Origin of the sequence: Bradyrhizobium sp. BWA-3-5 (assembly GCF_032917985.1) — a bacterium.
Taxonomy (GTDB): domain Bacteria; phylum Pseudomonadota; class Alphaproteobacteria; order Rhizobiales; family Xanthobacteraceae; genus Bradyrhizobium.
This window is the reverse complement of sequence record NZ_CP136626.1, coordinates 2,731,988-2,754,238: the sequence shown is the minus strand read 5'-3', so window position 1 is coordinate 2,754,238 and position 22,251 is coordinate 2,731,988. Positions and strand designations below refer to the sequence as shown.

20 protein-coding genes and 2 pseudogenes are annotated in these 22,251 nt (G+C 63.8%); 9 read left to right on the top strand and 13 right to left on the bottom strand.

Translation table 11 applies throughout. The features are described from left to right. Window position 1: 1 nt before the first annotated feature. Window positions 2–1,471 (bottom strand): dihydropyrimidinase, encoded by a 1,470-nt coding sequence (gene hydA, locus RX331_RS13070; RefSeq protein WP_317256957.1) that lies wholly within the window; start codon window positions 1,469–1,471, stop codon window positions 2–4. 207 nt (window positions 1,472–1,678) lie between these two features. Between hydA and RX331_RS13065 the strand changes: the two genes are divergently transcribed. Further along, complete coding sequence (locus tag RX331_RS13065; RefSeq protein ID WP_317256956.1) at window positions 1,679–2,341, top strand: aspartate/glutamate racemase family protein; 663 nt, start codon at window positions 1,679–1,681, stop codon at window positions 2,339–2,341. A 78-nt stretch (window positions 2,342–2,419) separates the two neighbouring features. Here RX331_RS13065 and RX331_RS13060 read toward each other — a convergent pair whose 3' ends face one another. Continuing rightward, window positions 2,420–3,352, bottom strand: a complete 933-nt coding sequence (locus RX331_RS13060; RefSeq protein ID WP_317256955.1) for an N-carbamoyl-D-amino-acid hydrolase — start codon at window positions 3,350–3,352, stop codon at window positions 2,420–2,422. Between the two features lie 520 nt (window positions 3,353–3,872). Here RX331_RS13060 and RX331_RS13055 point away from each other — a divergent pair. From RX331_RS13055 to upp, 3 genes are all read left to right on the top strand, one after another. Beyond that, entirely contained in the window at window positions 3,873–5,120 is a 1,248-nt protein-coding gene (locus RX331_RS13055; protein WP_317256954.1) for a GTP cyclohydrolase II, read from the top strand. A 90-nt stretch (window positions 5,121–5,210) separates the two neighbouring features. Further along, on the top strand, window positions 5,211–6,377 hold the full coding sequence (locus RX331_RS13050; protein ID WP_317258115.1) for a URC4/urg3 family protein: 1,167 nt from the start codon (window positions 5,211–5,213) through the stop codon (window positions 6,375–6,377). A 17-nt stretch (window positions 6,378–6,394) separates the two neighbouring features. Next, window positions 6,395–7,024: a uracil phosphoribosyltransferase gene (gene upp, locus RX331_RS13045; RefSeq protein ID WP_317256953.1), complete on the top strand. Its 630-nt coding sequence runs from the start codon at window positions 6,395–6,397 to the stop codon at window positions 7,022–7,024. 24 nt (window positions 7,025–7,048) lie between these two features. Here upp and RX331_RS38770 read toward each other — a convergent pair whose 3' ends face one another. Next, a complete protein-coding gene (locus RX331_RS38770; protein ID WP_410708277.1) occupies window positions 7,049–8,047 on the bottom strand; it encodes an ABC transporter ATP-binding protein in 999 nt (332 codons plus the stop codon). 27 nt (window positions 8,048–8,074) lie between these two features. Continuing rightward, window positions 8,075–9,463 (bottom strand): annotated as a pseudogene (locus RX331_RS38765) (dipeptide/oligopeptide/nickel ABC transporter permease/ATP-binding protein); the annotation flags it as partial. Between RX331_RS38765 and RX331_RS13035 the strand changes: the two are divergent. Next, window positions 9,430–9,675, top strand: a pseudogene (locus RX331_RS13035) (LysR family transcriptional regulator); the annotation flags it as partial. The pseudogenes RX331_RS38765 and RX331_RS13035 overlap by 34 nt on opposite strands. Window positions 9,676–9,848: 173 nt before the next feature. On the opposite strand, the gene RX331_RS13030 reads toward RX331_RS13035, so the two are convergent. Next, window positions 9,849–10,280: a hypothetical protein gene (locus RX331_RS13030; RefSeq protein ID WP_317256951.1), complete on the bottom strand. Its 432-nt coding sequence runs from the start codon at window positions 10,278–10,280 to the stop codon at window positions 9,849–9,851. A 270-nt stretch (window positions 10,281–10,550) separates the two neighbouring features. Here RX331_RS13030 and RX331_RS13025 point away from each other — a divergent pair, with 270 nt between their 5' ends. The 4 genes from RX331_RS13025 to RX331_RS13010 all read left to right on the top strand — a co-directional run bounded on the left by RX331_RS13025 (window position 10,551) and on the right by RX331_RS13010 (window position 13,612). After that, window positions 10,551–10,823, top strand: a complete 273-nt coding sequence (locus RX331_RS13025; RefSeq protein WP_317256950.1) for a hypothetical protein — start codon at window positions 10,551–10,553, stop codon at window positions 10,821–10,823. 267 nt (window positions 10,824–11,090) lie between these two features. Continuing rightward, window positions 11,091–11,279: a hypothetical protein gene (locus tag RX331_RS13020; protein WP_317256949.1), complete on the top strand. Its 189-nt coding sequence runs from the start codon at window positions 11,091–11,093 to the stop codon at window positions 11,277–11,279. A gap of 153 nt (window positions 11,280–11,432) precedes the next feature. Next, the gene (locus tag RX331_RS13015; RefSeq protein ID WP_317256948.1) at window positions 11,433–11,867 is read left to right on the top strand and encodes a hypothetical protein; all 435 of its coding nucleotides are present in this window, start codon (window positions 11,433–11,435) and stop codon (window positions 11,865–11,867) included. A gap of 116 nt (window positions 11,868–11,983) precedes the next feature. Next, a complete protein-coding gene (locus tag RX331_RS13010; protein ID WP_317256947.1) occupies window positions 11,984–13,612 on the top strand; it encodes a caspase family protein in 1,629 nt (542 codons plus the stop codon). A 220-nt stretch (window positions 13,613–13,832) separates the two neighbouring features. Here the strand turns inward: RX331_RS13010 and RX331_RS13005 are convergent, their stop codons facing one another. The 8 genes from RX331_RS13005 to RX331_RS12970 all read right to left on the bottom strand — a co-directional run bounded on the left by RX331_RS13005 (window position 13,833) and on the right by RX331_RS12970 (window position 22,225). After that, window positions 13,833–14,189 (bottom strand): hypothetical protein, encoded by a 357-nt coding sequence (locus RX331_RS13005; RefSeq protein ID WP_317256946.1) that lies wholly within the window; start codon window positions 14,187–14,189, stop codon window positions 13,833–13,835. Between the two features lie 177 nt (window positions 14,190–14,366). After that, entirely contained in the window at window positions 14,367–15,158 is a 792-nt protein-coding gene (locus RX331_RS13000) for a hypothetical protein (protein ID WP_317256945.1), read from the bottom strand. Between the two features lie 24 nt (window positions 15,159–15,182). After that, window positions 15,183–16,391, bottom strand: coding sequence for a sigma-70 family RNA polymerase sigma factor (locus RX331_RS12995; protein ID WP_317256944.1), 1,209 nt, complete (start codon window positions 16,389–16,391; stop codon window positions 15,183–15,185). Between the two features lie 399 nt (window positions 16,392–16,790). Further along, a complete protein-coding gene (locus RX331_RS12990; RefSeq protein WP_317256943.1) occupies window positions 16,791–18,287 on the bottom strand; it encodes an ABC transporter substrate-binding protein in 1,497 nt (498 codons plus the stop codon). 53 nt (window positions 18,288–18,340) lie between these two features. Further along, complete coding sequence (locus tag RX331_RS12985; RefSeq protein ID WP_410708276.1) at window positions 18,341–19,366, bottom strand: ABC transporter ATP-binding protein; 1,026 nt, start codon at window positions 19,364–19,366, stop codon at window positions 18,341–18,343. A 2-nt stretch (window positions 19,367–19,368) separates the two neighbouring features. Beyond that, window positions 19,369–20,382 carry an ABC transporter ATP-binding protein gene (locus RX331_RS12980; RefSeq protein ID WP_317256941.1) on the bottom strand — a complete coding sequence of 338 codons (1,014 nt, stop codon included), beginning with the start codon at window positions 20,380–20,382 and terminating at the stop codon, window positions 19,369–19,371. 2 nt (window positions 20,383–20,384) lie between these two features. Then, a complete protein-coding gene (locus RX331_RS12975) occupies window positions 20,385–21,278 on the bottom strand; it encodes an ABC transporter permease (protein WP_317256940.1) in 894 nt (297 codons plus the stop codon). Further along, a complete protein-coding gene (locus tag RX331_RS12970) occupies window positions 21,275–22,225 on the bottom strand; it encodes an ABC transporter permease (RefSeq protein ID WP_283033730.1) in 951 nt (316 codons plus the stop codon). The genes RX331_RS12975 and RX331_RS12970 overlap by 4 nt, the downstream gene beginning before the upstream one ends. Window positions 22,226–22,251: the final 26 nt, after the last annotated feature.

Here is a 22,251-nt window from a genome sequence, read left to right as displayed (position 1 = left end):
ATCACAGCAACCTCGCGCCAAAATTCTGCTCGGGGTCCATGTCCGGCATCAGGCGCCCGGTCGGTTTCGCCGCCTCGCCGCCGTTGCGCGGAAGGAAACGCCCCGATCCCGCTCCAACCGAACGCTTGCCGTCCGCCACGATGACGCGCCCGCGCGACAACACCGTGACCGGCCAGCCGCGCAGTTTGCGGCCGGCGAAAGGCGTATAACCGGTGAGATCATGCATCATCGCGTCGCTCAGCGTGACCTCGCGTGCCGGGTCCCAGATCGCGATATCAGCATCGGCGCCGACCGCGACCGAGCCCTTGCGCGGATGCAGATTGTAGATCTTTGCCGGCGCAGTCGCGGTCAGCTCGACGAACTTTTCGAGGCCTAACCTGCCGTTCGAAACCATGGCATCGAACAGCAGCGGCAAGCGGACTTCGAGGCCGGGCAGACCGTTCGCCACCTGCTTGAAATTGGGGTTGGGACCGGCGCGCAGCTTGCCGGTCTCATCGAACCGGTAGGGCGCGTGATCGGACGAAACGGTCTGGAGATCGCCGAGCGCCAGCGCCTGCCACAGCGCCTCCTGGTCGGCAGCGCGGCGCGGTGGCGGGCTGCACATCCATTTGGCGCCTTCCACGCCGGGCTTGTCGAGATCGTCAGCGGTGAGAAAAAGATATTGCGGACAGGTCTCGGCGAATACCTTCAGCCCCTGCCCGCGCGCATCGCGGATCACCTTGGCGCCTTCCGCTGTCGATACATGAAAGATCATGATCGGCTGGTCGATCAGCGCCGCCATGGCGATCAGCCGGTTGAACGCCTCCGCCTCCGAGACGCGGGCATGGCTGATGGCGTGATATTTGGGATCGGTATAGCCGCGGGCCAGCAGCCGCTTCACCATCCAGGAAATAATCCCGTGGTTCTCGGCGTGTGCACAGAGCATCGCGCCGCCATTGCGCGCCGCAAGCAGAATATCGAGCAGCGGCTCGTCGTCGATCTTCAGGCGATCATAGGTCATGAAGATCTTGATCGAGCCATGACCCTGCTTGATCAGGGCGGGCAGATCCGTCTCCAGCGTCTCCCTGGTCGGATCGGCGATGATCATGTGAAAGGCGTAGTCGATGACCGCGCCCTTTCTCGCGAGCGAGTGATACTCTTCTAGCACCTGCGGCAATTTCATGCCGACATGCTGGGCCGCAAACGGAATCACGGTGGTGGTGCCGCCGAATGCCGCCGAAACGGTCGCGCTCTCGAACGTATCGGCATTCATGATGCCCGCGGCCGACAACTGCTCGATATGGGCGTGGCTGTCGACGCCGCCCGGCAGCACCAGCTTGCCCCGCGCGTCGATCTCGCGCCGCGCCCCGGACAGGCCGCGCCCGATCGCGACGATCGTCTCGCCGGAAATGGCGACGTCGGCATCGAACACGTCGCTCACCGTCGCGACACGTCCGCCGCGAATAACAAGGTCGTAGGCGGGCTCGGTCATGGCACACTCCTCACATATCAAGTCCTAAAATCCTAAGTCCTGGATGCGCCGGATGAAAGCACAGATCGTGCCGTTACACGCCCTTGCGCTTTCGCATCAGACAGTGGACCATGCATCGCTGGATGGCATGGTCGTTGCTTGCTTGCGTCTCGTTGCGCGCCGATCTCATGCCATCGACCGGCACGTCAATTCCGCAGGAAAAATACCATGTCCCGGCCGCGCATTCTCGTCATCAATCCCAACTCCAACCAGCTCGTGACACAGGGGCTGGAGCAAGCCTTGAAGCCGCTCGACTTCGAGGGCGGCCCGGAGATCGTCTGCGAAACCCTAGCCGAGGGTCCCTATGGGATCGAGAGCCAGGCCGATGTCGATGGCGTGGCGATGCCGCTGCGCCGCCTCGTCGAGGGCGACAACCAGTCGGCCGCTTTCGTCATTGCCTGCTACAGCGACCCTGGTCTGCATGTGTGCCGCGAAGCCACCGACCGACCCGTGTTCGGCATCGCCGAATGCGGCGTGCTGACGGCGCTCGCCCGCGCTGAAACCTTTGGCGTCATTGCCATCGCGCAGCGCTCGATCCGCCGCCATGTCCGCTACCTCCGGCAGATGGGCCTGATGGATCGCTTGACCAGGGAGCGGCCGCTCAACATGAGCGTAGCGGAGACCGCATCAGGCGAAGGAACGTTGGTCAAGATGATCGAGGTCGGACGCGCGCTCAAGGACGAAGATGGATCCGGCGCCATCGTGATGGGCTGTGCCGGCATGGCGCGTCATCGCCTTCCGCTGGAGCAGGCGCTCGGGATTCCCGTGATCGATCCGACCCAGGCGGCCGTCACCATGGCGTTGGGCACGGTGCAGTTCTCGCATCACTGACTTCGGTCGGATGGTCTAGTCGGTCCATTGTGCGCGGCGCAAAGGTATCGGGCCGGAAGCGTAGCGATTGCCGGACATCTAGTTTTCCGGTGGCAGCACCACGCCGGTCTGTCTGGTGATCAGGCCGTAATGCTCGATGCGGCGGTGGAGCGCGAAATTGAAGATTGTGTTTTTGCCGAAGATCGTCGCGTCGAGATCGCAGGGGTGAACCAGCAGTTCGTCCTCTTCGGTCTTGGCCTCGGCGACGATCTCGCCGTCCGGATTGACGATCAGGCTGCCGCCGATCAAGGGATGGCCATCCTCGACGCCGGCCTTTGCAACGCATACGACCCAGGTCGAGTTCTGATAGGCGCCGGCCTGCGCGGATAGCCGGTTGTGGAACAGCCGCTTTTCCGGTCCCTCCTCGCTCTTCTCGGCATTGACCGACGGCGTGTTGTAACCGATCAGCACCATCTCGACGCCCTGTAGTCCCATCACACGATAGGTCTCCGGCCAGCGCCGGTCGTTGCAGACGGCCATGCCGAAGATGCCGCTAAGCGTGCGCCAGACGTTGAAGCCGAGATCGCCCGGCTCGAAGTAGCGCTTCTCCAGATGCTGGAACGCGCGTTTGGTGTCGAACTCCGAATGGCCGGGCAGATGAACCTTGCGGTATTTGCCGACAATTTTTCCGGACTTGTCGGTGAGGATGCAGGTATTGAAATGATGCCCGTCTGCCGTCAGTTCGGCATAGCCAAAGTTCATTGCGATCTGGTGGTGAGCCGCACGTTCAAACAGCGGCCTCGTCGCCGCATTTGGCATCTCGCGTTCGAACCATGTGTCGACCTCGGCCTGATCTTCCATGTACCAGCGCGGAAAGAACGTCGTGAGCGCGAGCTCCGGATAGACGATCAGATCGGCACCCTTTGCCTTGGCTTCATCCATCAGCGCGATCATGCGCTTGACGACGGCTTCGCGGCTGTCGGCTTTCTGGATCGGACCCAACTGGGCGGCAGCAACATGAATGACGCGCATGGACTACTTTCTGGATGCTTCCATTTGAGGCGGCGCTTGCATGAAAATGCAGCAGCCTGCAGAGCTCGGAGTCTTCTCCATTCAACCGACGTGAGCAGTTAAAATTTTGGCTCATACGAAGTCAATTGCGGAGACGGCCGGCACAATGCACGTCAGTTCTGCGTTTCTGCTCTGCTAGCCACGAGCGGGAGTTCTGATGGGCCGAGGATCGCCAACGCCACGAAGCGAGAGGTTGTTGTTCGGTCAGCGCAACCGAGGTCCTATCGGCGTCAAGCACAAGCCAACAGCCCCAATGCTCGATCCGGCCCTCGCGCCGCCCTTGAGGACGCAGGAACCGGTAGCCCCGATCTCCGCGCCGAAAAGGTTAACGGCGGGTGCGGCCCCGGCGTCAAATCGCCGTTGTGTTCGGCCGGTATCTGATTATACTACTGTCTCAGCCGCAACCGCTGCTGAGATTTGAAATATTGGTGACCGGGCCCGTCTGTTCAGGCGGGCCGTCGCCGTTTCAGGGTTCGTGGCGATGACTCGTTCCAATCGGATTGATCATATTCGCATTACGTCGCACCCGGCACCGGGTGCGAAACTCAAATTCCCGATCACCTGGGGCGCGGCCAGCGCACGCGAGCGCGGACCCATTATCGGCACGGTATCGCGCCCGGCCGACCGCAACGTGATCGGTACGCATGGCGGCTCCTACTCGGTCTATCGCGCGCTGGCCGTATCATCCGGTGCGCTCGACCCTCTCAAGCGGCCGGATCTGACCAATACCCACCCTGCCGAGACGATCGGGCCGTTTCCGCAATGGTCCGAGCCGCAGCGGATCGTCTCGCTCGATCCCTGGGGACATCTTGCCGCGGAGACCTTCGCAAGCGAGATCGCCGAGGGCGTCGACATCCGTCCAAGCATCGCCATCACGCGCGCCCGTCTCGATCTGCCCGAACTGCAGGCCGCCGTCGAGGCCGGACGGCTCAAGCAGGATGGCGACGTCGTGCACAAGAATGGCAGCGTCTCCGTGGTCAAGATTGCGATCGACCCGGTCTGGTATCTGCCCGGCCTGGCAGCGCGCTTCGCGACCACCGAGAACAATCTGCGCCGGCAATTGTTCGAGCAGACCGCAGGCATGTTTCCCGAACTGGTGACACGCCCCGACCTGCAGGTCTTTCTGCCGCCGATCGGCGGCACGACGGCCTATCTGTTCGGCGACGTCAGCAAGCTGCCCAACCACACGACCAGGATAACCTGCCGCGTGCATGACGAATGCAATGGCTCCGACGTATTCGGCTCCGATATCTGCACCTGCCGCCCCTATTTGATTCACGGCATCGAGGAATGCGCGCGCGCCGGCCAAGACGGCGGGCTCGGCATCATCATCTATAATCGCAAGGAAGGCCGTGCGCTCGGCGAGGTCACGAAGTTTCTGGTCTATAACGCCCGCAAGCGCCAGGAAGGCGGCGATGCGGCAGCCCAGTATTTCGAGCGCACCGAATGCGTCGCCGGCGTGCAGGATGCCCGCTTCCAGCAACTGATGCCTGACGTCGTGCACTGGCTCGGCCTGAAGCGGATCGACCGCTTCGTGTCCATGAGCGACATGAAGTACGACGCGCTGACCGGACAAGGCATCGAGATCGTCGAGCGCGTGCCGATCCCCGACGACATGATCCCGGCCGACGCATATGTGGAAATCGCGGCAAAGAAGGCCGCGGGATACTACACGCCCGAGCCGCAGGATCCCGACAATCCGGTCGGTCGTCCGCTCGAAAAATATTGAGAGGCGGCGGCCTTGTCCCTTGCCAACCCGGAGGCGTCAGCCGCTTTGACGCTGTTGAGCGCGAAGGCGGTGCGCGAGCGCGCGCATCGTATGCTCGCGATCGGCCTGGACGACCGGCTTCCGAACTTCCGCATCGATCTCGATCGGCTGGACGACGCCACCGATCTGGTGCTGGAAACGACGCGAAAAGCCTACCCTTCGTTGGATGTGCCGTTCCATTCGCGCTGGCGGCACTTCGTTGCTGACGGCGACAACCGATGGGCCGCTGTCGCCGACCGGACCGATTGGCTTGACCGCGCGGGCCGCGCCCGCGCTGAATTCGATCTGGCCATCGTCAGCGTCTTCCTCGATGCCGGCGCCGGCCCATCCTGGCGCTACTGCGATCCCAAAACCCGATCGGCCATCGGCCGTTCGGAAGGCTTGGGACTGGCCAGCTTAGCCATGTTCACGGGCGGCGCCTTCTCGGCCAGTCCCCTCGAGCCCTTGCGCGTCGATGCCGACGCCCTCGCGAATCTCAGCGTTGCCGACCTTGAGCGCGGCATGCAGGTCTCGGAGGCCAATCCACTTATCGGAACGGACGGCCGCGCCGACCTGTTGCGTCGCCTGGGCCGACTGGTCGCTTCGAAGCCAGACATCTTTGCCAGCCACGACACACCACGGCCAGGCGGTCTGTTCGACCGGCTTGCGATGCTGGCAGAAGGTGGAAAACTGCCTGCGCCGACGATCCTGACGGAGTTGCTGCAGCAACTCGGGCCGATCTGGCCATCGCGGCTGACGCTGGGCGGCGTCGCACTCGGCGACTGCTGGCGGCATCCGGCGCTCAAGACCGCAGACGCGACCAGTGGCCTGGTGCCACTGCACAAGCTCTCGCAATGGCTGGCCTATTCTCTCATCGAGCCGCTGCAGACATCAGGCGTCGACGTAACAGACATCGACGGCCTCACCGGCCTTGCCGAATATCGCAATGGCGGGCTGTTCGTCGATAGCGGCGTGCTCGTGTTTCGCGACGCAGAAGCAGCGCAGCAGGAGCACGAGGTATCTTCAGCGCTTGTCGTAGAGTGGCGTGCGCTGACGGTGGCGTTGCTCGACCGCCTCGCAGATGGTGTACGGCGCCGGCTTGGGCGTGATGCGGCGTCGATGCCGCTGGCGAAGATCCTCGAAGGCGGCACGTGGGCCGCGGGACGACGGTTGGCGCGCGAACGCCGCGCCGATGCGTCCCCTCCCGTGAAGGTCGTCAGCGACGGCACGGTTTTCTAGTATCCGAGGTCACAGAAATGGAAGGCGTTACGATCGTTAGTCACCCGCTGGTACAGCACAAGCTGACGCTGCTGCGGAAGAAGGATATTTCGACCAAGTCGTTTCGCGAACTCCTCAAGGAGATCGGGATGCTGCTTTGCTACGAGGTCACCCGCGACCTGCCGCTCGCCGATATCGAAATCGAGACACCGCTTGCGGAGATGAAATCGCCGCAGATCGCCGGCAAGAAGCTGGTGTTCGCGCCAGTGCTGCGTGCCGGCGTGACGTTTGCCGAAGGCATGCTCGACCTGGTTCCGACCGCACGCATCGCGCATATCGGCCTGTACCGCGAACCGGAAACTTTCACGGCGGTGGAATATTTCTTCAAGGCGCCGAGCGATCTGCACGAGCGCCTCGTGATCGTGATCGCGCCGGTGCTGGCAACGGGAAACGCCGCCGTCGCCGCGGTCGACCGGCTGAAAGAGCGCGGCGCCAATGACATCCGGCAGGTATGTCTCATTGGAGCGCCGGAAGGCGTTGAGCGCATGCGCGGCATTCACCCTGACGTTCCGATCTGGCTCGCGGCGATCGATGAAGGGCTCGACCGCAACGGTTTCATCCTGCCGGGCCTCGGCGACGCCGGCGACCGCGCCTACGGCACGAAATAGGCTGGCGACGGTTCAACACAGGGGTTAGTGCGCGGATGCCGGCGCTTCCGGCAGTGCCTCGAGATGGCACGCCACCCATTCATCGCCCTCGGTCAGTCGAAGCTCCGGCACTTCGGTCCGGCAACGATCGAATACGAACGGACACCTGGTGTGGAAGCGGCAGCCGCTCGGCGGATTGATCGGGCTCGGAACGTCGCCTTTCAGGATGATCGGATTGCGAATAGCCCCGGGCTCAGGCACCGGAACGGCCGATAGCAGCGCTTTGGTGCAGGGATGCCTCGGCGCGGTGAAGATTTTCCGCTTCGGCGCCATCTCGACGATCTTGCCGAGATACATGACAGCGACACGGTGCGTCATATGCTCCACGATCGCCAGGTCGTGGCTGATGAACAGCAGCGCGAGGCCAAACTCCCGCTGCAGATCCTGCAGCAGATTGACGATCTGCGCCTTGACGGAGACGTCCAGCGCCGAGACCGCCTCGTCGCAGACGATCAGTTCGGGCTCCGCGGCAAGCGCGCGGGCGATGCCGATGCGCTGGCGCTGCCCGCCCGAGAATTCGTGCGGCCGGCGGCCAAGCGCGTCGCGCGGCAGCCGCACGGTGTCCATCAGCGCCGCGACCTTGGCCTCGAGCTCGGTGGAAGATTTGGCGAGGCCGAAATTGCGGATCGGCTCCGCCAGAATATCGCGGACGCGCATGCGCGGATTGAGGCTGGAGAACGGGTCCTGGAACACCACCTGGACGCGGCGGCGCATGCTGCGCAGCCCGCCGGGCGAAAGACCATCAATGCGCTGGCCATCCAGCACCACCTGGCCGGCAGTGATGTCGAACAGCCGCAGGATGGCTCGCCCGACCGTCGATTTGCCGCAGCCGGACTCGCCGACGAGGGACAGCGTCTCGCCACGCTCGACCTCAAAGGAGACGCCGTCCACCGCGTAGACCCATTTCGACGCGCGGCTGAACAGGCCGCCGCGGACCGGAAAATGCTTCTTGAGATCGTTGACCTGGAGCAGCGGAACGCTCATGCCGCGACCGCCCTTGCGCGCGTAATGACAGGCGGCGATGTAGCGAGGCGCCTTCTCTTCCAGCCCAGGGGCAACCTGCCGGCAGAGATCGGTCGCCAGCGAACAGCGCCCGGCAAAAACACAGCCCTCGATATGCCCCTTGAGGCTGGGCACCTGGCCGGGGATCTCGGCGAGCCGCTGCGCCGCGCCCGTCAGCGAAGACCCAAGCTTGGGCACGGCGCCGAGCAGGCCCTGCGTATAGGGATGACGGGGCGAGCGGAACAGCTCGGCCACCGGCGCCTCCTCCACCTTGCGGCCGGCATACATGACCATGACGCGCTCGGCGATCTCGGCGACCACGCCGAGATCATGGGTGATCAGGACGATCGCCGCCCCGACGCGGCGCTTGAGGTCCAGCATCAACTGCAGGATCTGCGCCTGGATCGTGACATCGAGCGCTGTGGTCGGCTCGTCGGCGATCAGAAGCTTGGGATTGCAGGCGAGCGCCATGGCGATCATCACGCGCTGCCGCATGCCGCCGGAAAGCTGATGCGGATATTCGCGCACGCGCCGCGCCGGCTCCGGGATGCCAACCAAGCTCAGCATCTCGATCGCGCGGGCCTCCGCCGCCGGCTTGTCGAGCCCCTGATGCATCCGCAGTGTCTCGCCGATCTGGCGGCCGACCGTCAGCACCGGATTGAGGCTCGTCATCGGCTCCTGGAAGATCATCGAAATGTCGTTGCCGCGAATCGCGCGCATCTCACGCTCGGAGAGTTGCAGCAGATCCTTGCCCTGGAAGCGAATGGAACCTGCAATCTTCCCCGGTGGTTCGGCGATCAGCCGCATCAGCGACATCGAGGTCACCGACTTGCCACAGCCGGATTCACCGACGATCGCCAGCGTCTCGGCGCAGATATAGGTTGCCTGGACCAGCATCGGCGCCAGCGTGTTGGGCAGGATGTGGCGCAGGATGATCATCGGCGTTCGCGTGCCGGAGGCTGTGGCGGCATCCACATAGGGCTGCTCGCGCAGCGACAGCACGACACTGCGCACCAGCCGCGAGACGCGCGGGATTTCGGCAACCGTGATGGCCAGGATGACGTTGCCGACGCTCGCGCGCGTCAGCGCCATCAGCGCAACCGCGAGCAGGATCGGCGGGATCGACATCAAGCCGTCCATGAACCGCATCAGAATGCTGTCCGCCCATCGCACGAAGCCCGAGACCAGCCCGACGGCGAGGCCGGCGAGCGAGGATAGCACGGCCACCGACAAGCCTACGGTGAGCGAGACCCGCGCGCCGTAGAGCAGGCGTGAATAGATGTCCCGGCCCAGCACGTCGGTGCCGAACCAATAATCCGCAGACGGCAACCGCGTACGCTTGGCAGGCGCGAGCGCGGTCGGATCGACCGTCCCGAGCCAGGGCGCGAAGATTCCCATCAACAACCGTCGAAGTGCGATACTGCAACACGGCCTGCGTGCTTGCGGCCGCCGGCGTCGGCGCCGCCGTCGTCGATCCGTTTTCACCGCGCCAGAGCGGCGGCCAGGGTCTCGTAGTTCGGCCGTTCACCCCGAGGACGGTGGCCGTTGCTTACATGCTGTGGTCCGAGGCGGAGCCTCTATCGCGCCTGGCCAAGGCGTTCCTGAATGACTCCGGCGGGCGAGCCGCTCGCTCGACCAGGATGCCTCTTGAGAGCTGTCGTGCGACATTTGCGTCCCGGCGCATCAGCGTCAGCAATTCCTGCGGATCGGCCCGGCAAGGCGATGCGTTGCCACGGCAATGGCTCGAACAGATTGAGCAGCCGCACAAAGACCTGGTAGACGCTCACAAATTGTTCTGCAGATATTCGAATACGTAGTCCGCGTCGTTACTCGAATTGAAATTGACCTCGTAGTTGACCTCGCCATCCTTGAGCGCGACCGTGCGCTGCGGTCCAAAGCTGCAAGTCAAGTTTTTGATCTTCTGTTTGACGGCTTCCTTGCCCGCCTGGGAGTCACAAACGCGCCGCATGGCCTCGAGCGCTGCGCCGCAGTAACCATAGGCGCTGTAGATCTTGCGCTCCTCCGGCGCCGGCGGCTTCGACCAGTCAAACTTCGCCGTGAGACCGTTGCCGCACCGTTCGTTCGTGGTGGTGACCTCTCCGGCGAGATACTTCTCCTGGTCCGCGAAATACTCCTTGTCCTTCAGCGATTGCGCAAACGCGATCGAGGATATGATCGAGAGCGCGACGAGGGCGACACCGACGTGGATATTCATGGCGGATAACTCCGAATTGGATGTTCATGCGCGCATCCCGCGCGCACCGTGCCCAGCCATTGCGGCGGACCTGGGGATGGACGGACAGCAGCCGCGATTTTCCAGCATCACACCTGACGCGACGCATCTTGACTGAAATATCTTGAAGAATGCATGAGCCGCGTCGAACGCGGATATCGGCCGTAAAAACTCCGTATTTGTTTCTCATCTCTCGCGGCGCTCATCAGCGATCCGCATTCCGCGGATTGTCGTGATGCCGTGAGGTCTGCCATGCCCGGACGTTTCCGAGCGGCCGTCGTCGGCGCCGCCCTCAGCGTGATCGCTGGCCAAGGCCCCCTCGCCGCGGAGAACGGCCCGCCGCTCCGCATCGGGCATTACAGCAGCGGCAACGGTTTGATCGGCTTCGTGATCGAACGCATGGGCACACCGATCAAGCTGCGTTTCGACGGCTCCGACGAAATCCTGGCTCTGACCGCCGAAGAGGCGCCATACAATTCGATCACGCTCAAGCGCGACGACGGCGTCTCCGTTCTTCGGATCTAGGACACGGGTCGCATCCTGATATTCAGCGACAAACTGTCGGGCGGTTCAGCCGATGCGTACCGCGACCAGGACGCCGAGCCGCTCGTTGTCAGGAAGGCGACGAAAGAACAGGCAGAGAGCGTCGCGGATTCGCTCGAGCGCAAGCTCAGACGCGCGGGCGCCCCGGCGCTCGCGATCTCGCTCGATGCGCCGCGCCTTTCCGCCGACGCCACCGAATGGTCCGCCCTGACGGACGCCATCGCCGTCACCGGGATAACCCTGGCCGAGATGCTCACCTCGCCGATCGCACGCGAGATCATCGTCACGAAATTGCGGCGCATCGTCATCCGCGACGCCGACCAGGCCGATATCAAGCTGGTGGACGACGCCCTGATCGTGGAGGTCGAAGCCAAGGCTGCGATCACCGGCCGGCCATCCTCGGCCCGCCTGAAGTCCGCAATCGGGGATCTCCTGTAGCCGGATCGATAGCTCGGCACGGATTAACAGCAGCCGCGCGAAGAAAAATGCTCACCCGTCCGTCTGTCTATCGTGATGCGTGGCGACGGCCGGGGTCCGTCTCGAATCTCACCGCAATATCTGCACTATCTTGTCAAGAAAGAGAGGAATCCAATGTCAGGTCTGATTACTGGGCTGGTTTTGCTCGCGCTTGGCGCTCTGGCGTCCGCTTCGAGCATCGTCGCAAGGCGTCCGGACGCGAAGGAATATATCGACATGATGGTGCCCTACCAGGGATGGTTCGGGTTCATAACCTGCCTGTGGGGGGCCTGGATCATCATCAGCGCAATCCTCCACCTGAATTGGTTCAGCTACGTGCCGGTCTGGTGGTTGACCTATCTGGCGACTGGCCTCCTGAACGCCTCGCTCGGCCTGCTGCTGGGCTATGCATTGCTGACCAAGCACATTTTCAGCCGCAACGCCCAGGCGGCGGAGCGCGGCGAGCAGATCAGAGCCATCATCGTGCCCTATCAGACCGTGCTCGGCTATGTCGCGATCGGACTCGGCTTGTGGACGATCGCCGCCACATTCCTCTATCGTATCGCCTAGGGCCTGACCCCCTCAGGCCACGCCCCGACGGGAGCACACCGCGTTTCCAAAACAAGCAAGGCGCGATGACAACTCGTCTTGAACTCATCGCGGCCAGAGCATCGGCGAGAACATCCATGTCGAAAATAAACGCGTGCCTTGCGATCCTCGCGATCAGCGTCGCGATCGGCTTCGCCACGACCGCGCGCGCGGAGAAGCGCATCGCCCTGCTGGTCGGCAACAACGCCTATCAGAGCGTTCCACGGCTGCAGACCGCCGTCAACGACGCGCGCGCGGTCGGCGCCGCACTGCGCGGGCTCGGCTTTACCGTGATCCTCGCCGAGAACCAGTCGCGCCGCGCCATGAGCGAAGCCCTGCTCGCCTTCGACAAGGCGATCGAGCCGGGCGATATTGCGCTGTTCTTCTTTGCTGGACATGGCTTTGAGATCCGCGGCCAGAACTACCTGCTGCCGACAGATATCCCGGAGGTCCGTGAAGGACAGGAAGAACTGATCCGCGACTCCGCGTTTCCAGCCGATCGGATCATCGATCGGCTGCAGGCGCGGGGCGCCCGCACGGCGGTGCTCGTGCTCGACGCCTGCCGCAACAATCCGTTCGACCGGCCGGGCGGCCGCGGGCTCAAAGGCAGCGGCGGGCTTGCCGCGATGACGCCTGCCGAGGGCGTGTTCATCATGTTCTCCGCCGGCGCCAAGCAGACGGCGCTCGACCGGTTGTCCAACGCCGAGCGCGCCGCCAACTCGGTGTTCACGCGAAACCTCGTCCGCTGGCTCGCGGAGCCGGACCTGACGCTGGTGCAGATTGCCAAGCGCCTGCAAATCGAGGTCAAGCAGTTGGCGGCGAGCGTCGGCGGCGACCAGACGCCGGCCTACTACGACCAGGTCGTCGGCGAGATCATCCTCAACCGAACGGGGCGCACCCCGCTCGCTGGCCCGCCGACACCGCAAGCCGCAGCGCTGCTTGCCGACGTCGACAAGCGCGCCGCCGAGGCCGTACCGGCTCCTGCGGCGGATTCTGTGATGGCGGAACTCGACGCGTTGGCGGCCGCAAAAAGCTGGAGCGAACTCCGCGGCCAGCTGACAACGGTGAAGCCGACGGCGCGCGACGCCCACTGGGCTTCGTTGGCCGAACAAGCCGCAATCGGGGAATTAACGCCGCTTGCAACATCGTCGCGTTCATATGGCGATCGGCTTGCGGCGCTCGAGCACTATACCACGACGTTTCAGGTCCTGACCGACAACCCGAAATTCCTGGCCCTGCGCACGTCGGTCGGCCTGTCCGCGTTCGGCGACTGCCTCGATGAATCTTACGGGGCCTCCGACTGCCGTCGGGGACTGGAGGAGTTCGTGCGCACGACGCCCAAGAGCGTCGGGACGGCGCGTGCCGACCTTGCGCGTGATGCCGCCCGTCTCATCGGACGCAAGCTCAACCGCTCGGCTGCCGCGCCGTTTTTCGCCATGGCGATCGAGTCGCCCGGCGAAACGAATGAGGCGGTCTGCACGGATCCGGACCTCTCGACCGCCGTCATTGCCGCACTCGGCCGGCCTCCCGACTGGAACGAAGCCAAGGCCGCCGCCGCGCTCACGGACGCGTGCTGGAAGGCACTCGGCACCGCCGTCGTGGCGCAGGTCGCGCGCGAGACCAGCGATAATAGCTACTACCTCGGCAACACCTGCCCGATACTGCTGAAGCGCGACGCTTTGACGGGACTGCGCGAGGCCCGTTGCCGGGAGATTACATCGCGATAGGCGAAGCAATTGCCTGGAGCGCGATCAATTCAAATTGAATCGTCGTCACGCTCCAGTTTCTTAGCGCATGATCCGTTTCGGAAAGCCGACATCCGCCCATCGGGCCATGGCCCGATGGGCTTTTCCGGATCATGTTCTAGCAGAATGAAGCGCAGCCTCTTCGCTGCGACGTGAGCTTCGTTAAAAAGACGACTGCGCAGCCTTCCCGGCCGCTGCTACATCAGAACGAGCAGCCGAAGCTTTGCAGCGAGGTCTTGATCGCGTCCATCGTCTGCTTGCACGTTCCTTCCATAGTCGACTTCGCCGACGGATTCTTGGCCATATCGACCCACATCTTCCGCGTCTGGTCGAGCTGCGCCTTGTAGGTCGCGCGCTGCGCTTCCGGAAGCTTCGACGTAACGCAAGTATCATATTTTTGCAGGAATTCGTCGCAGGCGGCGATGCCGGTGCTCTGCGCGCGTGCGGGCCCGGTCGCGGCAATCGCGAACAGGGCGGCGGCCGTCAAATGCACGAGAAGCAACGCCCTGCGCATGCTCGAGTGTGACTCGATCGCAGCCTTCGTCATTGTGTAACGCATTATCTCTTGCTCCTTTGCAGCGTGAGAGTTTTGGATGACAACATTGGAGCAGACGGACAGGATCTCACTTTTGGTCGCGAACTATTGTGGCTCTTCTTTCAACCCGTCGTAATGGGAATGCGATGCACCGCCCGCAGCCGAGATGCGGACGTGACCAATCCAGGCGTGGCATTCAGATCAGTTCGCCCCTGCGGGAGCACGGCGCTCTTGCTTGCCGGCACCTGATGGCTTCGGCCCGCATGGATCATTGCTTTCGGCCGGCGCCTCGACCGGACGTGCCGCGCCATTCGCGGTCGCCGGCGTTGCAGTACGGCGATCATTCCCGGTGTTATCGGGTGTCGGCTTCCTGGCCGGCTCGTTCGCGTCAATGCACGACTGAGCATCTTTCTTCTTGGTCGGATTGGACGGGCTCGCCACGATCCCGCGGCTGAACGTGTCACCTGGGTCGCCTGGCTTGACGGCGACCGGCGTGCCCTCTCCAGCCATTTTCAAAACAGCCGGCACCGCGACAACAGCCAAGGCAACGAGGGCGAAGCTGGACCACGCCATCGAACGCCGGTACCAGGCAACTGAGGCGACCGCGGCCGACACACGCGGCCGGCCTTGTTCCGATGCCGCAAGAACGCCGGCCGCCCGCCCTATCAATTCAGCTGGGACTGTCGCTGGTTGCGCCTCGATTTCGTCGAGCAATGCCACCGCGGCAGCCAACTCCGCACGCGCCACCGGATCTTTGACAAGTCTCGCGGCGACCGCATCCCACTCCGCTCGCGGCAGGGAGCCGTCGAGAAGCGCGGCAATCTGCACATTGTCGATATCGCCCCCCTGACCCGCGACGGAACCCTGCTCCAGACCCTCGGAGATGGTCCGCGACAGGTGCGCGCGAAGCAGCTCAAGCGCTTGCAGCCGATCGGAACGGTCATCGTCCTCGGCAGGCAGAGACGCCGGTTCGTGACTGAGGCGTTCGATCATCGGGCAGAATTCCAGTACCCCTGTTCAGACGGACATATTGGCATTTTTTTCCAATTGCACCGTGATTTCTTTCAACCACCTTTGGGTACGCTGCTTCAAGCGATAGACCTCCTCGACCGGACAACCCATCAGCCTCGCGATGCCACGTGCCGGTAGCGGCTCAATCGCGGAGAATACAATCTGAAGATACAATCGTTCATCAGTCGGAAGTTTCTCTGCCGCCGCATTCACGGCGGCGACGAGGGCCGCGCGGCGCTGTTCCTCCTCAAAGAGCAGCAAGTGGTCCTCGGGTGTTGGCGACGAATCCGCGACCGAAAGACCTCCACCTTCGCCGAGCAATGTCTCGAGCGAGACAGGCTCGGTGGCCGGCGACGCGCGCTCAAGCCTTGCGATACCGGCAACTCGCGCCACCGACTCGGCGATGTCGGCGGCTGCCGGATCATGCTCCAGCCGGCCACGCAGGACAGCAGCCAGCCGATCGGCGTCCGGCGGACACCCCTGCCACACCACCGCTGCGTAGATCGCCTGGTCGAGCGGCGCAGAACGAGCGACCGCAGCCGGCATACGTCGCCGAGGCGCTTCACGCCGCACGAGATCGATCAGGATGCGATCGACCACCGTCAGAATATAGCCGGTGAAGCTGCCGCGGCCATCATATGAGCGGATGCGGCGAAAATCATTCTCGATCAGCTTGAGACATACTTCCTGATACGCGTCCTCGCGACCAGCCCGGCCGAGCTTGCTTGGCATTTGTCTGCCAATCCGACTTCGAATGTCAGTCTCGAAATAACGCGAGAATCGCTCCCATGCCTCGTGCGGCCTGCTGCTGAATTGTCCTGCCAGTTGATCGGCGAGAACATCGCGGGCGACGAGCGACAGATACGTTGCAAGCCGTGAGCGTCCATCGAACCCCCGCAGCCGCGCGTAATCGTCAGCCTTCAGCGCGGCGACGATGTGAAGGAATGCAGCCTCCCCGTCGGCGCCATTGCCCGCCAGCTTCACGACGACCGACCACAACGGCGTCGACACGTGTTCGAGAAATTTGCCGGCCGCGCCAGCCTCCCCGGACAGGACGGCATTGACAAGCCCTTGTTCGAAGCTGCCGCTTGGCGACGACCGCATCTCGGAGATTGACCGTTCAGCGACCGCATCGGCACTGTCGGCGTCGCTATCGGGTGGCTTCGCCTTTTTCGGGACCAACAGATTCTGGACCAGCAGGCTGCGCGACCACATGACTTCTTCCCTGACAAACAGCCGACCCGCCGAACGACAGTTGAACAGCCAGAGACTGCGGCCTTCCCGAGTTGGCGTTTTCGTCGCCAAACAACTGGTTTTTGTCGGTAGACAACTGGTACGCCAATCTGGCGAGATTATGGATTGCAGCAATATGGCAGCAAGCGCTGAGATTGAATCGCCAGAGCACGTGCGGCCGAAGCCTGGGCAGAGCTCCATTGGCTATACAAGCGACATCTGCTCGCCGTATCTGCCCTGAGACCGCAGCAATCCTGTCACAAACATGCGCCCGCGAACGCCACGGACTGCGTTGGGTTGATTTCCTCGTTGAACCGCAGAGTTACTGCAGTCGGCCTTTCGAAATCGCGGGCGGCCGGGACGCCGCCGTCCGCTCCGCACCTATTCCCAGGACCAAGCGGAAAAATCGTTCTCGAATTGCGGGACTTCCTTCCACACGCCCTTCAGCTTCTTGGCCGCAACGGTGATCCACTGTGGCTGGAACAGGAAGCCGGCGACCGCGTCGGTGGCCAGCATGCGCTGGGCGTCGCCGAGCAGCTTGGCGCGCTCGGCCTCGGCGGGCGTTGCGGTGATCTGCTTGTAGAGCGCGTTGAAGGCCTCGTTGTTATAGCCGAGATAATAGTCGCTCTCGGTTATCTTCACGAGATCGAACGGCTCGACATGCGAGACGATGGTGAGGTCGAAATTATGCGGGCCGTTGCCGGCAAAGACCTGCGACAGCCATTGCGCCCATTCGACGTTCTCGATCTTGGCTGTTATCCCGACCTTGGCGAGCATGGCCGCGAGGACTTCGCCGCCCTGCCGCGCGTAGGGCGGCGGCGGCAGCTTGAGGCTGAGCTCGAGCGGCATCTTGACGCCGGCCTCCGCGAGCAGCTTCTTGGACTTCTCGGGATCAAAGGGATTGATGCCGGTGGTATCGACATAGCCGAGCGATCCCGGCGTATAGAAGCTGCCGATCGGGGTGCCGAAACCGTCGACGGCGCCGTCGATCATCGCCTTGCGATCGATGGCGGCAAGGATGGCGCGGCGAACCCTGATATCGTCGAGCGGCTTCTTGCGGTGGTTGATGCCGACGATCGTCTTGGCCCTGGAGCCGCCGATCAGCACGCTGAAGCGCGGATCGGCCTTGAGCTGGGCGACACTGCGCTGCACCGCGGCGCGCGGAAACACGTCGATATCGCCCGACAGCAGCGCCGCGACCTGTGCGGAGGGATCGCCGATGAAGCGGATGGTCACCTTGGAAAGCTTGATGGCGGCGGCGTTACGATAGTCGGGCCATTTGGTCAGCGTGATCGACGAGCCCTTGGCCCAGGCGCCGAGCGAATAGGGGCCGGTGCCGACCGGCTGCGTCGCGTTGGTCGCCGCGCTCTTCGGCTCGACGATCGAGCCGCCCGCCTGCCCGAGCAGGAACGGCAGGTTCGGCTCGGAATATTTCACGGTAACAACAACCGTCTCCGGATCGGGCGCGGTCACAGACTCGAACGCCTGATAGAGGCTCTTGTCCTTGTTGGTCGAGGTCGGCGCCGCGTTGCGCTCGTAAGAGAACTTGACCGCCGCGGAATCGAACGGCGCGCCATTGTGAAATTTCACGCCCTTGCGCAGCTTGAACGTATAGGTCTTCAGGTCGGGCGAGGCCTGCCAGCTCTCGGCAAGCAACGGCGACACCGAACCGTCCTCGTTGATCTTGGTCAGCGGCTCATAGATGTTGTAGAGCGTGACCTCGGCGATCGCTGCAGCCGCCGCATTGGTGGGATCGAGCCCCGGCGGCTCCAGCGTCATGCCCATGATGACGCTGTCCTTCTTGCCCTGCGCCAGGCACGGCAGCGGCGCCGCGGCAAACGCAGCGGCCACCGCGACAATGGTCAGTTTCTTCAGCATGTCCAGCTCCCGCGACCTATCTCAAACAAGCTAGTCCAGTCCCGCGCAAAAGGCTAACCCTCCGCCGCCACCAGCGGCAGCTGCATCACGGCCTCGGCGTAATGGCAGGCGGCAAGGTGCGCCGTGCCGACACTCCGTAGCGGTGGCGCGGTGTCGCGGCAATGCTGGTCGGCCAGCGGACAGCGCGACGCGTACGCGCATCCCGTCGCGCCGGTCGACTGCGACGCGATCTGTTGGGCGCCGCGGCGGCGACGTACCCCGCCGGCACGGGCGCGCGGCACCGCCTCGAGCAGCGCCCTTGTATAGGGATGGGCGCAATGTGCGAACAAATCTTCGGGACTCCCCTGCTCGACGATCCGTCCGAGATACATCACCGCGATCTCATCGCAGAGATAATCGACTACCGCGAGATCATGGCTGATCAGGATGTAGCTCAACCCGAACCGATCCTGCAGGTCCTGCAGCAGATTGAGCACCTGCGCCTGCACAGAAACGTCGAGCGCGCTGACCGGCTCGTCGGCGACGATCAGCTTCGGCTGGGTGATTAGCGCCCGCGCAATCGCGATGCGCTGGCGCTGGCCGCCGGAGAATTCATGCGGAAACTTGTCCATGTCGGCATCGCGCAACCCGACCTGCCGCAGCACGCCAGCAACCCGCGCATTCAGCGTCGCGCGATCCATGCGCCCGAGCGCGGTCAAGGGCTCCGCGACGATGCGCGCAATGGTCTGCCGCGGGTCCAGCGATCCGTAGGGGTCCTGAAACACCATCTGGAAATCCCGCCGGGCGCGGCGGAGCTCATCGGCCGGCAGCCGGTTCAGATCGCGGCCCATCAGCGACACCGAGCCTGACGACGGCCGCTCCAGCGCCATCACCAGCCGCGCGAAGGTCGACTTGCCCGATCCGGACTCCCCGACCACGCCGAGGCTTCGGCCAGGCATTACCTGCGCGGTGACGCCGTTGAGCGCATGTACCTGCGCGGCCGGCTTGAACATGCTTTCGCGCGGCAGCATGTAACGCTGCGACAGATCCCTGACATCGAGCAGCGGCCGTTCGGCGGCCGGCAGCGCCTGGTCAAGCATGGTCATGCACCCACCGCCCCGATCCTCTCGGCCATTGAAACGTCTGTCCGGATACAGCGCACGCCGTGGCCACCGCCGACGTCGACGGCGGCCGGCAGCGCCGTGCGGCAGCGGTCCTCGACGATCGCGCAGCGGTCGGCGAAGGTGCAGCCAGCGGGCAGATCGGCCAATTCAGGCACGGTGCCGGCGATGGTCTGCAGCCTGGTGCCCTTGCGCGCACCAAGGCACGGGCGGGCGCGAAACAGGCCTTGCGTATAGGGATGCCCCATCCGCGTGAACACGGCATGGGTCGCGCCGCTCTCGACGACGGTGCCGCCATACATCACCATCATGCGCTGCACATTCTCGGCGATGACGCCGAGATCGTGCGAGATCAGGATCATCGACATGCCGCGCTCGGCGACGAGATCGGCGATCAGGTCGAGGATCTGGCCCTGGATGGTGACGTCGAGCGCCGTGGTCGGCTCGTCGGCGATCAATACGTCGGGCTGGCAGGCCAGCGCCATCGCAATGGTGATGCGCTGACGCTGGCCACCGGAGAACTGGTGCGGATAGGCATCGACCCGTTTCGCCGCATCGGGAAGACCGACACGATCGAGCAAGGCAATGGCTTCCTTGCGGGCCTCCCCCGTCGAGCAATTGGTGTGGCGCCGCAGCGGCTCGGCCACCTGGCGTCCGATCGTGTGCATCGGGTTGAGCGCCGTCATCGGTTCCTGGAAGATCATGCTGATGCGGTTGCCGCGCAGCTTGCAGTAATCCGCATCCGACAGACCCACCAGCTCATTGCCGTCGAGGCGGATGCTGCCGCTGACGACGGCGCTCTCGGGCAACAGGCCCATCAGCGCGAGCGCGGTGACCGACTTGCCGCAGCCGGATTCGCCGACCAGCCCCAAGGTCTCGCCGCGCTTCAGCGAAAAACTGACGCCGCGAACGGCCTGCGCAGGACCACGGCTGGTGTTGAGCCGGACACCGAGATCCCTCACTTCGATCAAGGGTGCGTTGGTGGATACGCTCATGTTCAACGCTCCCGCGCCAGCCGGGGATCGAGCAGATCGCGCAACCCGTCGCCGAGCAGATTGAGGCCGAGCACGGCAACCGCGATCGCAGCGCCCGGATAGACGGCAAGCATTGGCGACTGGAACAGCAGCGTCTGCGCGTCATTGAGCATGCGTCCCCAGGACGGCTGCGGCGGCTGCGTGCCGAGCCCGAGATAGGACAGCGCCGCCTCAGCGAGGATCGCGAGCGCGAACTGGATCGTAGCCTGCACGATCAGGATCGGCAGCACGTTCGGCAGCACGTGCTCGATGGTGATACGGAAACCGCCCTTGCCCGCGGCGCGCGCGGCCAGCACGAATTCCCGTGCCCAGATCGCGTTGGCCGATCCGCGGGTCAGCCGCACCAGGGTCGGAATCTGGAAAATGCCGATCGCGATGATCGAGGTCACCATGCCCGGCCCGGCGACGGCGGCCAGCATGATCGCCGAGAGCACGGCCGGAAATGCGAAGGTGAAGTCGCTCATCCGCATGATCAGCTCTTCCGTCCAGCCCTTGCGCGCGGCGGCGATCAGCCCGAGGCACACCCCGAAGGTAAGGCCGATGCTGACGGCGATAACGCCGACCATGATCGTGGAGCGGGCGCCGACCAGCAGCAGCGAGACGATATCGCGGCCGAGCACGTCGGTGCCAAGCCAGTGCGCGGCGGACGGCGGCCGCAGCTTGGCGGTCATGTCGATCTCATAGGCCGACCACGGGGTCCACACCAGCGAGAGCAAGGCGGCGCACAGCACCATCAGGCTGAGCGTGCCGCCGACGACAAAGCTGCGATGGCGCAGCGCACGGCGCCAGAAGCCGGTCGTGGGCCGCGAACCCACGATAGCCGTACCACCATCGATCGGAACGCTCGGGGTGCTCATAGGTTATGCACCTTGATGCGCGGATCGATGAAGGCATAGAGCACATCGACCACGAAATTGACGATGACGACGATGCCTGCGAGCAGCATCACGCAATTGCGCACCACGATCAGGTCGCGGTTGGCGATCGACTGGAAGATCAGCCGGCCGAGCCCCGGCAGATAGAACACGTTCTCGATCACGATCGTGCCCGCCAGAAGGTTAGCGAATTGCAGGCCCATGATCGTCATGACTGGGATCATTGCATTGCGCAGCACGTGCCGCCACAATACGTCGCGCTTGCTCAGGCCCTTGGCGCGCGCGGTGCGCACGAAATCCTCGCGCAGCACCTCCAGCACCGCCGAGCGCGTGACGCGCGCCAGAATCGCCGCCTGCACCACCGATAGCGAGATCGCCGGCAGCAGCAGCGACTTGATTCCGGCAATGATGCTGTCGTCCCATCCCGCAAATCCGCCGGCCGAAAGCCATTGCAGCTTCACTGCGAATAGCAGGATCAGCAGAATGGCGAACCAGAAGTTCGGAAGCGCGATGCCGAACTGCGTCAACGACATCACGCCGACATCGCCGAGCTTGTTGTGGTTTGCCGCCGTATAGATGCCGGCCGCAAGCGCCAGCACGACCGTCATGGACATCGACATGATCGCCAGTGGAATGGTCAGCGTGAGCCGCTCCGCGATCAATGCTGCAACAGGCGTGCCGTAGACATAGCTGTTGCCGAGATCGCCCGTCAGCATGCCCGCGATCCAGTGGAAGTAGCGATAATAGAGCGGCTGGTCGAGCCCGAGCTTGATCGTCATCGCGCGGACCGCGTCGGGCGAAGCATCGGCACCCATCAGCATCTGCGCGGCATTGCCGGGCAAGGCATCCAGCACCAGGAAAATGATCAGCGACGCGCCGAAGAGCGTCGCGATCAGCGTCAGAAAGCGGCGCAAGATGAAGACGCTCAAGTCCCTGATCCTTTCAAGCTGGCAAC